The 12780-nt window shown below is 73.4% G+C and carries 12 protein-coding genes; 6 read left to right on the top strand and 6 right to left on the bottom strand.

Annotated elements, in window-relative coordinates; translation table 11 throughout:
- Nucleotides 1-9: 9 nt before the first annotated feature.
- Together IE316_RS20225 and IE316_RS20220 are read right to left on the bottom strand one after the other, a co-directional pair.
- Nucleotides 10-1395: a class II fumarate hydratase gene (locus IE316_RS20225; protein ID WP_190205841.1), complete on the bottom strand. Its 1386-nt coding sequence runs from the start codon at nt 1393-1395 to the stop codon at nt 10-12.
- 482 nt (nt 1396-1877) lie between these two features.
- Nucleotides 1878-3545, bottom strand: coding sequence for a fumarate hydratase (locus IE316_RS20220; protein ID WP_190205840.1), 1668 nt, complete (start codon nt 3543-3545; stop codon nt 1878-1880).
- A gap of 164 nt (nt 3546-3709) precedes the next feature.
- Between IE316_RS20220 and IE316_RS20215 the strand changes: the two genes are divergently transcribed.
- Nucleotides 3710-4393 carry a DUF1707 SHOCT-like domain-containing protein gene (locus tag IE316_RS20215; RefSeq protein WP_229910484.1) on the top strand — a complete coding sequence of 228 codons (684 nt, stop codon included), beginning with the start codon at nt 3710-3712 and terminating at the stop codon, nt 4391-4393.
- Nucleotides 4394-4511: 118 nt separating this feature from the next.
- Entirely contained in the window at nt 4512-4889 is a 378-nt protein-coding gene (locus IE316_RS20210; protein ID WP_190205838.1) for a WhiB family transcriptional regulator, read from the top strand.
- A gap of 87 nt (nt 4890-4976) precedes the next feature.
- Here the strand turns inward: IE316_RS20210 and glpX are convergent, their stop codons facing one another.
- Complete coding sequence (glpX, locus tag IE316_RS20205; protein WP_190205837.1) at nt 4977-6011, bottom strand: class II fructose-bisphosphatase; 1035 nt, start codon at nt 6009-6011, stop codon at nt 4977-4979.
- Nucleotides 6012-6136: 125 nt separating this feature from the next.
- On the opposite strand from glpX, the gene IE316_RS20200 reads away from it, so the two are divergent.
- The gene (locus IE316_RS20200; protein WP_190205836.1) at nt 6137-6670 is read left to right on the top strand and encodes a DUF4245 domain-containing protein; all 534 of its coding nucleotides are present in this window, start codon (nt 6137-6139) and stop codon (nt 6668-6670) included.
- Nucleotides 6671-6800: 130 nt separating this feature from the next.
- Here the strand turns inward: IE316_RS20200 and IE316_RS20195 are convergent, their stop codons facing one another.
- The gene (locus IE316_RS20195) at nt 6801-7391 is read right to left on the bottom strand and encodes a malonic semialdehyde reductase (RefSeq protein WP_190205835.1); all 591 of its coding nucleotides are present in this window, start codon (nt 7389-7391) and stop codon (nt 6801-6803) included.
- A gap of 238 nt (nt 7392-7629) precedes the next feature.
- On the opposite strand from IE316_RS20195, the gene IE316_RS20190 reads away from it, so the two are divergent.
- From IE316_RS20190 to IE316_RS20180, 3 genes are all read left to right on the top strand, one after another.
- The gene (locus IE316_RS20190; protein ID WP_190205834.1) at nt 7630-9078 is read left to right on the top strand and encodes a glycosyltransferase family 2 protein; all 1449 of its coding nucleotides are present in this window, start codon (nt 7630-7632) and stop codon (nt 9076-9078) included.
- Between the two features lie 337 nt (nt 9079-9415).
- On the top strand, nt 9416-10867 hold the full coding sequence (locus IE316_RS20185) for a polysaccharide deacetylase family protein (protein ID WP_229910483.1): 1452 nt from the start codon (nt 9416-9418) through the stop codon (nt 10865-10867).
- Nucleotides 10868-10958: 91 nt separating this feature from the next.
- Nucleotides 10959-11168: a DUF4287 domain-containing protein gene (locus IE316_RS20180; protein WP_190205832.1), complete on the top strand. Its 210-nt coding sequence runs from the start codon at nt 10959-10961 to the stop codon at nt 11166-11168.
- A gap of 7 nt (nt 11169-11175) precedes the next feature.
- Here IE316_RS20180 and IE316_RS20175 read toward each other — a convergent pair whose 3' ends face one another.
- Nucleotides 11176-11424, bottom strand: coding sequence for an exodeoxyribonuclease VII small subunit (locus tag IE316_RS20175; RefSeq protein ID WP_190205831.1), 249 nt, complete (start codon nt 11422-11424; stop codon nt 11176-11178).
- 9 nt (nt 11425-11433) lie between these two features.
- Complete coding sequence (gene xseA / locus IE316_RS20170; RefSeq protein WP_190205830.1) at nt 11434-12642, bottom strand: exodeoxyribonuclease VII large subunit; 1209 nt, start codon at nt 12640-12642, stop codon at nt 11434-11436.
- Between the last annotated feature and the right edge of the window lie 138 nt (nt 12643-12780).

The following is a 12780-nucleotide window of genomic DNA, read 5'->3' as shown; positions in this document are numbered from 1 at the left end:
CGGCATTCGTCACGGACGGGTCATCCGCAGCACGTCCAGGGCCTCGTCGAGCTGCTGCTCCGTCAGGTCGCCGCGCTCGACGTACCCGCTCTCCAGGACCACCTCGCGGATCGTCTTGCGCTCGGCGAGGGACTTCTTGGCGACCTTGGCGGCCTCCTCGTACCCGATGTACTTGTTGAGCGGGGTGACCACGGACGGGGAGGACTCGGCGTACTCCCGGGCCCGTTCCCGGTTCGCCACGATGCCGTCGACGGTGCGGTCGGCGAGCAGCCGGGAGGCGTTGGCGAGCAGCCGGATCGACTCCAGGACGTTCTTGGCGATGACCGGCAGCATCACGTTCAGCTCGAAGTTGCCGGCGGCGCCCGCGGTGGCCACCGTGGCGTCGTTGCCGACGACCTGGGCGGCGACCATCAGCACCGCCTCCGGGATGACCGGGTTGACCTTGCCCGGCATGATCGAGGAGCCCGGCTGGAGGTCGGGCAGGGCGATCTCCGCGAGGCCGGTGCGGGGCCCGGAGGACATCCACCGCAGATCGTTGGCGATCTTCGTCAGGCCGACCGCGACGGTCCGCAACTGCCCGCTGGTCTCCACGATGCCGTCCCGGGCGCCCTGCGCCTCGAAGTGGTCGCGGGCCTCGGTGAGCGGCAGCCCGGTCGCGCGGGCCACCTCCTCGATGACGGCGGCGGAGAAACCGGGCGGGGTGTTGATCCCGGTGCCGACGGCGGTGCCGCCCAGCGGCAGCTCGGCGAGCCGGGGCAGCGAGGCGCGCAGCCGCTCGACGCCGTACCGCACCTGGGCCGCGTACCCGCCGAACTCCTGGCCCAGCGTCACGGGCGTGGCGTCCATCAGGTGCGTCCGCCCGGACTTGACCACGTCCGCGAACTCCTCGGACTTGCGGGCGAGCGAGGCCGCGAGGTGGTCCAGGGCGGGGATCAGGTCGCGGCTGACGGCGGCGGTGGCGGCGATGTGGATCGAGGAGGGGAAGACGTCGTTGGACGACTGCGAGGCGTTCACATGGTCGTTGGGGTGCACGTCCCGGCCGAGCCGCTCGGTGGCCAGGGTGGCGATCACCTCGTTGGCGTTCATGTTCGAGGAGGTTCCCGAGCCCGTCTGGAACACGTCGACCGGGAAGTGCGCGTCCCACTTGCCCTCCGCGACCTCGCCGGCCGCCTCCTGGATCGCCTCGGCGATGTCCTGGTCGAGCACCCCCAGGCGCGCGTTCACCTTCGCCGCGGCCCCCTTGATCCGGGCCAGCGCCTCGATGTGCGCGCGCTCGATGCGCTGCCCGGACACCGGGAAGTTCTCGACGGCCCGCTGGGTCTGCGCCCGCCACTTGGCGTCGACGGGAACCCTGACCTCGCCCATGGAGTCGTGCTCGATGCGGTATTCGCTCATACCGGGTACAGCGAACGGCGGGGGTCGGTTGTTCCTGCCCGGGGCCGTACGGGTGACCCGCCGGCCGGGTTCGACCTGTCCTCGTCCGCCGGCAACCCCCGGCCCGTCCGGCGGCGTAGGCCGAGGCCGCCCGGACCGGAGGGGGTCCGGGGCGCGTGGCCCTGGCGGGGTCGGTGGCGGGGCCCCGGCGGCGCGAAGCCCCGGCAGGGTCGAGGGCGCGAAGCCCTCAGCGGGGCGAGGCGCGCGGCCCCCGGTGAAGTTGGGGGCGGAGCCCGGGCGGGCGTCCGGGGCGTGCGGCCCCAGCGGGGCCGACGGTACGAAGCCCCGGCGGGGGTCGGGGCGGGGCCCCGGTGGGCCGAGGGTGCGAAGCCTGGCGGGGCCGAGGCGCGCAGCCCCGGTGGGGTCGCAGGGGCGGAGCCCCTGGGGATGGGACGGGTAGGGGCGGCGGGGGCGAGAACCCGTCCCGCCGCCCCCGGAAGGCGCTACGCCAGCCCCGGCCCCCGCACCGGAATCGTCGTGAACGTCGGCTGCGGCGCCGGGTCCTGGAAGAAGTCGTTGCCCTTGTCGTCGACGACCACGAACGCCGGGAAGTCCTCCACCTCGATCTTCCAGACCGCCTCCATGCCCAGCTCCTCGTACTCGAGCACCTCGACCTTCTTGATGCAGTCCTGCGCCAGCCGCGCGGCCGGCCCGCCGATGGAGCCGAGGTAGAAGCCGCCGTGCGCGGCACACGCGTCGGTGACCTGCTTGCTGCGGTTGCCCTTGGCGAGCATCACCTTGGAGCCGCCCGCCGCCTGGAACTGCTCGACGTAGGAGTCCATCCGCCCGGCGGTGGTCGGCCCGAAGGAACCCGACGCGTAGCCCTCCGGCGTCTTCGCCGGGCCCGCGTAGTACACCGGGTGGTCCTTCAGGTACTGCGGCATCTCCTCGCCCGCGTCCAGCCGCTCCTTGATCTTCGCGTGCGCGATGTCGCGCGCCACGACCAGCGGGCCGGTCAGCGACAGCCGGGTCTTCACCGGGTACTTGGTCAGCTCGGCGAGGATCGCGTCCATCGGCTGGTTGAGGTCGATCCGGACGACGTCGCCGTCCGACTCCAGGTGCTCGTCGGTGGTGTCGGGCAGGAAGCGCGCCGGGTCCGTCTCCAACCGCTCCAGGAAGACGCCCTCGGCGGTGATCTTCGCGACGGCCTGCCGGTCGGCCGAGCAGGACACCGCGATGGCGACCGGGCAGGACGCGCCGTGCCGGGGCAGCCGCACTACGCGCACGTCGTGGCAGAAGTACTTGCCGCCGAACTGCGCGCCGATGCCGATCTTCTGCGTCAGCTCGAAGACCTTCTCCTCCAGCTCCTTGTCCCGGAACCCGTGCCCGAGCGGCGAGCCCTCGGCGGGGATCTCGTCCAGGTAGTGCGCGGAGGCGTACTTCGCGGTCTTCAGCGCGTACTCCGCCGACGTGCCGCCCACGACGATCGCCAGGTGGTACGGCGGGCAGGCGGCCGTGCCCAGCGAACGGATCTTCTCCTCCAGGAACTTCATCATGGAGGACTCGTTCAGCACGGCCTTGGTCTCCTGGTACAGGAACGACTTGTTGGCCGAGCCGCCGCCCTTCGCCATGAACAGGAACTTGTACGCGCCGCCGTCGGTGGCGTACAGCTCGATCTGCGCCGGGAGGTTGGAGCCGGTGTTCTTCTCCTCCCACATGGTGAGCGGGGCCATCTGCGAGTACCGCAGGTTGAGCTTGGTGTAGGCGTCGTAGATGCCCCGGCTCAGCGCCTCCTCGTCGCGGCCCGCCGTGAGCACGTTCTGCCCGCGCTTGCCCATGACGATCGCCGTGCCGGTGTCCTGGCACATCGGCAGGACGCCCGCCGCCGCGATGTTGGCGTTCTTCAGCAGGTCCAGGGCGACGAACTTGTCGTTGGCCGACGCCTCGGGGTCGTCGACGATCCGCCGGAGCTGCGCCAGGTGCGCGGGGCGCAGGTAGTGCTGGATGTCGTGGATGGCCTCCTCGGCCAGCTTGCGCAGCGCCTCCGGCTCCACCTTGAGGAAGGTCCGCCCGTCGGCCTCGAAGGTGGAGACACCCTCGGAGGTCACCAGCCGGTACGGGGTGGTGTCCTCTCCCATGGGGAGCAGATCGGTGTACGCGAACTCAGGCATCTCGCCCATTCCTCACTCGACAGACGGCCGCCGGCCTCCTTTGGCCGCGCCCACAGCGCTCACCAGCGTAGAACCTGCCGGTGAGGGGGAACTTGTGAGGTTGGGCTCAGTTCATGGGCCCCGCCCTCTGGTCGCGATCTATCGCGTTTGGGTACGCTGCTGCCGTGGACCTTCACCAGCACGCCCAGCAGGACGCGCCCACCCCCGTCACCGAGCTGCGCGCCTCGGACGCCGACCGCGATCGCATCGCCGACATGCTGCGCGAGGCCCTCGCCGAGGGGCGGCTGACCGCCGAGGAGCACGCCGAGCGCGTCGAGGGCGTGCTGGCCGCCAAGACCGTCGGGGAGCTGGACGTGTTCGTCCGGGACCTGCCCGCCGGTCACCGGCCCCGGACGCCGCACACCGTGCCGCCGCGCGCCCCGGCCGGCGCGATACCCGCCGGCGCCGACGACAACGTGGTCGCGGTGTTCAGCAGCGCCGTCCGCAGGGGCCGCTGGCGCGCGGGCCGCCGTATCCACGCGTACGCGGTCTTCGGCAGCGTCGAGATCGATCTGAGCGAGGCGCTCTTCGAGTACGAGCAGGTCGTGGTGAAGGCGGTCTCCGTCTTCGGCAGCGTCGAGGTCCGCGTCCCGGAGAACGTGACGCTGCGCGGCACCGGCGGCGGCGTGCTCGGCTCCTTCGAGGTGGACACCTCCGACTCGGCCGACGCCGGGGCGCCCGTCGTCTACGTGGACGGGTGGGCGGTCCTGGGCAGTGTGGAGGCGCGGCCCAAGCGCGGCAAGCTGGTCGCGGACATCCTCGACCGGGTGCAGCGCAAGGTGGACCGGAGTTTGCGCAAGCATCTGTGACCGTTGACGAATGTGAACGTGAATCGGGGGAATCGGGACGCAGTGCATAGGCGCGCGTACAGCGGGTAGGGCTTGCTGCATCGTCTCTCGCTCGCGAAGCCGTCGTCAGGAGTAGACCGTGCTGCAACCGCCGCGTTCGTCCCTGCAGGTAGCCGCCGTTCCGGCCCAGCGGGTACCGGCGCGAGACAGGGACCAAGACGCCCCCTGGCACACCGAGGCGGTGTGCCGGCGTGACGAGGCCGGCCTGTTCTTCGCACCCTCCAAGGAACCCACCGCGGCCCGGCTCTCCCGCGAGGAGGCGGCGAAGCGGGTCTGCGCGCGCTGTCCGGTCATGGTCGAGTGCCGCGAGCACGCCCTGCTCCAGCCCGAGCCCTACGGCGTCTGGGGCGGCCTCACCGCCGCCGAGCGCCGCGTGGTGCTGGCCCGCCGGCGCCGGCGCGACCTGGAGCTGAAGAAGACGGCCCGGGCGGCGGGACAGATAGCGGCGGCCGGCTAGCCGTGAGCGACAGAAAAGAGGCACCCCTCCGCACAAGGGGTGCCTCTTGTCATGCCCGGCGGGACGGCCGGGACGGCCGGGGCGGCGTCACTTCGCCCGGTCGAAGTCGATCGCGCTGTACGCCCGCAGCTTGCTCAGCCGGTGCTCGGAGTTGATCCGCCGGACCGTCCCCGACTTGGACCGCATCACGATCGAGTCGGTGGTGGCCGTCTCCGACCGGTAGCGGACCCCGCGCAGCAGCTCGCCGTCGGTGATGCCGGTCGCCACGAAGAACACGTTCTCCCCGGTGACCAGGTCCTCCGTGGTCAGCACCCGGTCCAGGTCGTGCCCCGCGTCCAGCGCCCGCTGCCGCTCCGCCTCGTCCTTGGGCCACAGCTTGCCCTGGATGGTGCCGCCCAGGCACTTCACCGCGCAGGCCGAGATGATGCCCTCGGGGGTGCCGCCGATGCCCAGCAGCAGGTCGACGCCGGTGCCCTCGCGCAGGGCGAGGATGGAGCCGGCCACGTCGCCGTCCGAGATCAGCTTGATGCGGGCGCCGGTCTCCCGGACCTCCTCGATCAGGCCCTGGTGCCGGGGCCGGTCCAGGATGACGACCGTGACGTCCTCGGGCGTGGACCGCTTGGCCTTGGCGACCCGGCGGATGTTCACCGGCACCGGGGCGTTGATGTCCACGAAGTCGGCGGCCTCGGGCCCGGTGACCAGCTTGTCCATGTAGAAGACGGCCGACGGGTCGAACATCGAGCCCCGCTCGGCCGCGGCCAGCACCGCGATCGCGTTGGTCATGCCCTTGGCGGTCAGCGTGGTCCCGTCGATCGGGTCGACGGCGATGTCGACCTCGGCGCCGGTCCCGTCGCCCACGCGCTCCCCGTTGAAGAGCATCGGGGCCTCGTCCTTCTCCCCTTCGCCGATGACGACGACGCCGTTCATCGACACGGTCTGGACGAGGGTCCGCATGGCACGGACGGCGGCGCCGTCGGCACCGTTCTTGTCGCCGCGCCCGACCCAGCGGCCGGCGGCCATCGCCGCGGCCTCGGTCACGCGGACCAGTTCCATGGCGAGGTTGCGGTCGGGGGCCTCGGCGGGGACGTCCAGCTCGGACGGCAGATGATGATGCTCGGTCATCGGAGCGCACCTTTCTGTACGACGACGGCCGGATGAGGGTGTACCGCCGACTCTATCGTCACACCGGCAGAATGAGCAGGGGACCCCACGGATGAGCGCTGCGGGGACCTGCGACGATGGAGGGCGTGGCAGGTACGCAAGGCAAGCAGAAGACGGCCCGGAGCATGATCTACTCCCTGGGCGTGACCATCGTCGCGGGACTGGTCATGTGGGCCTTCGTTCCGCACGACGACGGCGAGCCGGAGCTGCGGCGGGTCGACTACCGGGTCGAGCTGCTCACCGCCCGCCGCGCCGCCCCGTACCCGGTGGCCGCGCCCGAGGGGCTGGCCGCGGACTGGAAGCCGACCTCGGTGCGCTACCAGGGCGCCGATTCCGACACCTGGCACCTGGGCTTCCACACCTCCGACGGCGACTACGTGCAGGTCCAGCAGTCGACCGGGAAGCCGGCCGCGTTCATCGAGGAGGCCAGTCAGGGCGCGAAGGCCACCGAGGTGACCGAGGAGATCGGCGGCCGGACCTGGACCCGGTACGAGGGCGGCCGGTACGACGCCCTGGTGCTGAAGGACACCGGCGGGGTGAAGGGCGCGACCACCGTCGTCTCCGGCACCGCGTCCTTCGCGCGCCTGGAGAAGATGGCGGCGGCGCTGAAGATGGCCTGACACGGAGACGGCCTGACACGGAGACGGCCTGACACGGAGACGGCCCGGCACGGAGACGGCCTGGCACGCGGAGAGGCCCCCGCGCGGGCGGGGGCCCCGGTACGCGTGCGGACGCCGCCGCGGCGGTGGCTCAGACGGTGGTGACGACCTGGTCGTACGCCAGACGCGGGGAGCGCGGGAACCAGGCGTCGGGGCCCGGCTTGCCGATGTTGACGATCATCAGCGGGGTGTGGTCGTCGTCGAGGAACTCCTTGCGGACGCCCTCGAAGTCGAACCCGGTCATCGGCCCGGCGGCCAGCCCCGCGGCGCGCACGCCGATGAGGAAGTACCCGGCCTGGAGGGTGGCGTTCATCGCGGCGGCGTTCTCGCGGACCACGCGCTCGCTGAAGAAGGCGTCCTTGGCCTGCGGGAAGTGCGGGAAGAGCTGCGGCAGTTCCTCGTGGAACTCGTTGTCCGCGGAGAGGATCGCGACCAGCGGGGCGGTGGCGGTCTTGGGCCGGTTGCCCTCGGCCATGTGCCGCACCAGGCGCTCGCGGGCCTCGGGGGAGCGGACCAGCGTGATGCGCAGCGGGGACTGGTTGAAGGCGGTCGGGCCGTACTTGACCAGGTCGTAGATCGCCTGCACCTGCTCGTCGGTCACCGGCTCGTCGGTGAAGGTGTTGGCGGTCCGGGCCTCGCGGAAGAGCAGGTCCTGGGCGGCGGGGTCAAGAACGAGAGACATGCGTGATCTTTCTCGGTACGTGCGTCGGACGGTCCGCGCGGTGCGCGGAGGTCCGTTGACGTCTCCGACCGTACGCCAGGGAAGTTCAAGATTCAACTAGAACGGGGGCGGGTGCCGGTGGCGGGAGGGGCGCGCGACCCGTCGTACACCCCCGCCGGGGTGAAGGCCGCCCCGCCGATCCCCGCGTGCCCGCGTGTCGGGAGGGCGGCCGATCGGATCGTCAGGTCTATATGACGGTGTGTCCGACCTCGTGAACGCCCGCCCCGCCCGGCCGGGGGCCCGCGCCCTGCGCGAGCGGCTGGACGCCCTGGACACCGACGTCCGCCGGGGCGTGGTGAGCCTGCTCACCCTCGTCGCGCTGCTGCCCCTGCTGTTCCTGCTGGCCCGCCGCACGGTCCGCCTCCCGTACGGCTTCGATCTGCCCGTGCTCTACGGGCTGACCGTCCTCACCGCCACCATCGCCCTCCTGCACACCGCCTACAGCCGCTACGACGACCCCGCCGTACGGCTGCTGCGCCGGCGCCCGCGCGACCTCGCCGCCTTCCCGCCGCTGCCCGCCCGGCCCCGGGTCAGCTTCCTGCTCGCCGTGCGCAACGAACGCGCCCACATCGAGACCTGCGTGCGCTCCATGGCCGCCGCCGACCACCCGGACGTACAGATCGTCGTGGTCGACGACGCCTCCGACGACGGCACCGCCGAGGTCCTCGGGCGGCTCGCCGGCGAACTGCCGGTCACCCTGATCCGCCTGGAGCGCAACCTCGGCAAGAAGGCCGCGCTGGTGCGCGCCTGCGAACGGGCCGACGGCGACGTACTGGTGTTCACCGACTCCGACTGCGTCATCGCCCCGGACGCTGTCGGCGCCTGCGTCGACGCCATGGTCCGCCACCCCGAACTGGGCGCGGTCAGCGGCCACTGCCGCGCGCTCAACGCGGACGCCGGGCTGCTCGCCCGCGTCCAGGACGTCTGGTACGAGGGCCAGTTCCGGATCACCAAGGCCGCGGAGGCCGCGTTCGGGTCGGTGTGCTGCGTGTCCGGGCCGCTCGCCGCGTTCCGCCGCGAGGCGGTCTGGAACTACCTGCCCGCCTGGGCCGGGGACCGCTTCCTCGGCGCGCCCTTCCGCTTCGCCACCGACCGCCAGCTCACCGGGTACGTGCTGGGCCAGAAGTGGCTCGGCCGCGCCCTCAAACGCCGGTACGCCGACTCGCCCTTCGTCCGCGACCACGACTACCCCGAGCGGAGGTGGGAGGTCGGCTACAGCCGGTCCGCCCGGGTCTGGACGCGGGTGCCGTCCCGGCCCGGCTCCTTCCTGCGCCAGCAGATCCGCTGGAAGAAGAGCTTCGTCCGGAACCTGTTCTTCACCGGCCGGTTCATGTGGCGCCGGGGCCCGGCCGCCGCCGCGCTCTACTACGCCCACGCCCTGTGGGTGCTCGCCGCCCCCGTCCTGGTCGCCCGCCATCTGGTGTGGGCCCCGCTGCACCTGGCCGGGCTGCTCACCCTGCTCTACCTGGGCGGGGTCGTCCTCAAGGGCTGCGTCTGGGGCCTCGCCTACCGGCTGGACCACCCCGCCGACCGCGCCTGGCGCTGCCGCCCCCTGATGAGCCTGCTTTCCTGCTGCGTACTGGCCTGGCTGCTGCCGTACGCCCTGCTCACCCTGCGCCGGAACGTCTGGACGAGGAGCGCCGCATGAGAACGCCGTGTGCCGGGGGAGACGGTGCCGTGGGGGGCCGGGGGAGTGCCGGGCCGGGCGGGGACGCCGTCGCCGGGACCGGGGAGCGGCGCATGGGAACGCCCTGTGCCGGGGGAGAGGGTGCGGTGGGGGGCCGGGGGAGTGCCGGGCCGTGTGAGGATGCCGTCGCCGGGGCCGAGGGGCGCCGCGTGGGAGCGCCGCTGCGCGGGCCGGTCCGTGTGCTCGCCGTCGCGGCCACCGCCGCCGCGATCGCGCTGCTCTACGTGTTCGTCATCACCCGGGGGCACGCGCTGTGAGGGGGCGGCGGACCGGGGCCGGGCCCCGGCGTCGCGCGCTGGTGCGGGGTGCGCTGGGGCTGCTCTGCGTCGCCGTCGTCGCGCTGCCCTTCACGCTCGCCTGGCGGTACGACGCGCTGCACCGCGCCGTCGCCGCCCAGGCCCCCGCCCCGGCGGCGGGCGCCGCCCCGGTGCCGCGTGTCGCCGCCCCGGCCGCCGCGCCGCCGGTCGTCCTCGCCTACCACGACGTCGGCGACGAGCGGCACGGCCGGTTCACCGTCTCCCCGCGGCGCCTCGACACCCACCTGCGCGCCCTGCGCGAGGCCGGCTACCGCACCCTGTCGACCCGGGAGTTCACCGCGTACCTGCGCACCGGCCGGGCCCCCGCGCCGCGCAGCGTCTACCTCACCTTCGACGACGGCGCCCACGGCCTGTGGGTGCACGCCGACCCGATCCTCCGGCGGTACGGGATGCGGGCGGCGGCCTTCCTGATCACCGGCCGGGTCGGCACCCACCGGCCCTACTACCTGACCTGGCCGGAGATCGGACGGATGGCCGAATCCGGCCGCTGGGACTTCCAGACGCACACCGACGACGGCCACGACCGCGCCCCCGTGGACGCCACCGGGCACCGCGCGTCGGTGTTCGGCCACCGCCTCTGGCTGGCGGCCGAGCGGCGCCGGGAGACCGTACGGGAGTACCGGCGCCGGATCGCCGCCGACCTCGACCGGTCGGTCCGGGCGGTCACCGCGCACGGGCTGCCCCGGCCGGAACTGTTCGCCCACCCGTTCTCGGAGGCGACGGACGGCACGGACGCCCGGGTGCTCGACGCGGTGCTGCGGGAGCGGTTCACCGCCGCGCTCACCAACAGCGCCCGCCGCCCGCTGCCCCCGGGCCCGCGGGCGGCGGCGGCCGGACAGGTGCAGCGCACGGCGGTCACCCGGGGCACCACCGCCGCCGCCCTGCTGCGCAGCATCGCCCGCCAGGCGCCGGTCGCGCCCGGTGCCGCGGGCCGGCCGCTGGAGCGGGCGGGCGACTGGGAGTTCCCCGACGACATGGCCGGGACCGGCGTCGGCGCGCTCACCGGGAAGGGCCCCTATCCGCCCGGCCACCGCTACATCTGGGCCGGGCACCGGCCGGTGGCCACCGCGGACTGGACCTCGTACCGGCTGCGGGCCGCCGTGAGCGGGCTGCGCGGGCCCGGCACCGGCGCGGGCATCACCGTGCGGGCCGGCAGCGGACACCCTGTCAAGCTGACCGTCGGCCGCGGCGCGGCCCGCCTCGCCGGGCAGGGACGGGTCCGGAGCTGCCGTCTGGACCCCGCCGCCGGGCACGGCCTCGCCGTCACCGTCACGCCCGCGCAGGTCCGGGTCTCCGTCGACGGCCGGCCCTGCGCGCTGCTGCGGGCGCACCGGCGGGACGAGGCGGAGGGGGCGGGCGGCTTCGCCCTCGACGTACGCGACGACGACCGGAGCGGACACTGGCCCGCCTTCACCTCACTCACGGTCGAGTGACGCGGATCACATCCGCCCGGCGATCACTTCACGCCGGTCCGCCGGTCGAAAACGGTGACAACGCACCCCGCACCCGAAGGAACCGGCCACCATGACCAGCGGCAACACCGTGAAGGGCCCCGCGAGCTACTTCCCCTCCATCGAGCAGAAGTACGGCCGTCCCATAGCGGAGTGGAAGGAGCTGATCCGCTCCTCCCCGCTCACCCGGCACGGCGAACTCGTCACCTGGCTCAAGACCGAGCACGGGCTGGGCCACGGCCACGCCAACGCGCTCGTCGCCCACACACTCGCCGAGAAGTGACCGCCCGCTACTGAGCCCGCTCCTCGCCGTCCCCGGCATCCTCGGCGAGGGCGGCGTCCAGGCGGGCGCGGGCGCCGTCCAGCCGCTGCCGGCAGACCTTCGCCAGTTCCTCGCCGCGCTCCCACAGGGCGAGGGACTCCTCCAGCGTCGTGCCGCCCGCCTCCAGCTTCCGTACCACCTCGATCAGCTCGTCCCGGGCCTGCTCGTAGCCGAGCGCCTCGGCACGGGCCGCCGTCTGCTCCACCTCGCTGGTCATTCCCTCACCCTATGCGTCGACCGACACGGAGAAGTCGCCCTCGGCGACCCGGGCCCGCAGCGACTCGCCCGGTGCCACCTCGGCGGGGTCCCGGACGGCGTGGCCGTCGGCCCGCTGGAGCACCGCGTAGCCCCGCTTCAGGGTCGCGGCGGGGGACAGGGCCACCACGCGCGCGTGCGTGTGCGTCAGCTCGGAGTCGGCCCGGTCCAGGTGGTGCCGGAGCGTGCGCCGGCTCCGGTCGAGCAGGGCGGTCACCTGCCCGGCCCGCTCCTCGATCATCCGGTGCGGGTCCTCCATCGAGGGGCGGGCCAGCGCGTGGGCCAGCCCCCGCTCCTCCCGCTCCACGAACGCCGCCACACACCGCCGCGCCCGGTCCCGCAGCAGCCGCACCCGCTCGTACTCCTCGCCGACGTCCGGGACGACCTTCTTCGCCGCGTCGGTCGGCGTGGACGCCCGCAGGTCGGCCACGTGGTCCAGGAGGGGGTTGTCGGGCTCGTGGCCGATCGCGGACACCACGGGCGTACGGCACTCCGCCACCGTCCGCACCACCTGCTCGTCGGAGAACGGCAGCAGGTCCTCCACGCTGCCGCCGCCGCGCGCCACGACGATCACGTCCACCTCGTCCATCGCGTCCAGCTCCTTCACGGCCTGGACGACCTGCGGCACGGCGTGCACGCCCTGCACGGCGACATTGCGCACCTCGAAACGGACGGCGGGCCACCGGTGCCGGGCGTTCTCCAGCACGTCCCGCTCGGCCGCCGAGGCCCGCCCGCACACCAGGCCGACCAGCCGGGGCAGGAACGGCAGCGGCTTCTTGCGCTCCGGCGCGAACAGGCCCTCCCGCGCGAGGGCCTTCTTGAGCTGCTCCAGCCGGGCGAGCAGCTCACCGACCCCGACCGGGCGGATCTCGGCGGCGCGCAGCGACAACTGGCCGCGCGGCGCGTACCACTCCGGCTTGGCGTGCACGACGACGCGGGCGCCCTCGCCGACCACGTCGGCCACCGCGTCGAACACCTGCCGGTAGCAGGTGACGCTCACCGAGATGTCGTACGACGGATCGCGCAGCGTCAGGAACACCACGCCCGCGCCGGGCCGCCGGGAGAGCTGCGTGATCTGCCCCTCGACCCACACCGCGCCGAGCCGGTCGATCCAGCCCCCGATCAGCCGGGAGACCTCACCCACGGGCAGGGCCGCCTCAGGACTCGTGTTCACCGCCATGCCGCGAGCGTAACCGCCCCCACCGACAACGACGCCGGGCACCGTCCGGCGAAGACGCCCCGGCTCCCCGAGCGCGGGGCACGCGCGCGGGGGCGCCGACGACGGGCCCCGGCGCTGCGAGCCCCTGGGGCAGGCGCG

It is taken from the genome of Streptomyces fumanus, assembly GCF_014655295.1.
GTDB classification, from domain to species: Bacteria; Actinomycetota; Actinomycetes; order Streptomycetales; family Streptomycetaceae; genus Streptomyces; species Streptomyces fumanus.
The sequence above is the reverse complement of the archived record's forward strand: the minus strand, read 5'-3'. Positions and strand labels throughout refer to the sequence as shown.

Bases quoted from the DNA above. Each gene is read 5' to 3' on its own strand.
- IE316_RS20225 (WP_190205841.1), bottom strand. From the start codon at position 1,395: ATGAGCGAATACCGCATCGAGCACGACTCCATGGGCGAGGTCAGGGTT.
- IE316_RS20180 (WP_190205832.1), top strand. From the start codon at position 10,959: ATGACCAGCGGCAACACCGTGAAGGGCCCCGCGAGCTACTTCCCCTCC.
- glpX (WP_190205837.1), bottom strand. From the start codon at position 6,011: ATGACCGAGCATCATCATCTGCCGTCCGAGCTGGACGTCCCCGCCGAG.
- IE316_RS20220 (WP_190205840.1), bottom strand. From the start codon at position 3,545: ATGCCTGAGTTCGCGTACACCGATCTGCTCCCCATGGGAGAGGACACC.
- IE316_RS20175 (WP_190205831.1), bottom strand. From the start codon at position 11,424: ATGACCAGCGAGGTGGAGCAGACGGCGGCCCGTGCCGAGGCGCTCGGC.
- IE316_RS20195 (WP_190205835.1), bottom strand. From the start codon at position 7,391: ATGTCTCTCGTTCTTGACCCCGCCGCCCAGGACCTGCTCTTCCGCGAG.
- xseA (WP_190205830.1), bottom strand. From the start codon at position 12,642: ATGGCGGTGAACACGAGTCCTGAGGCGGCCCTGCCCGTGGGTGAGGTC.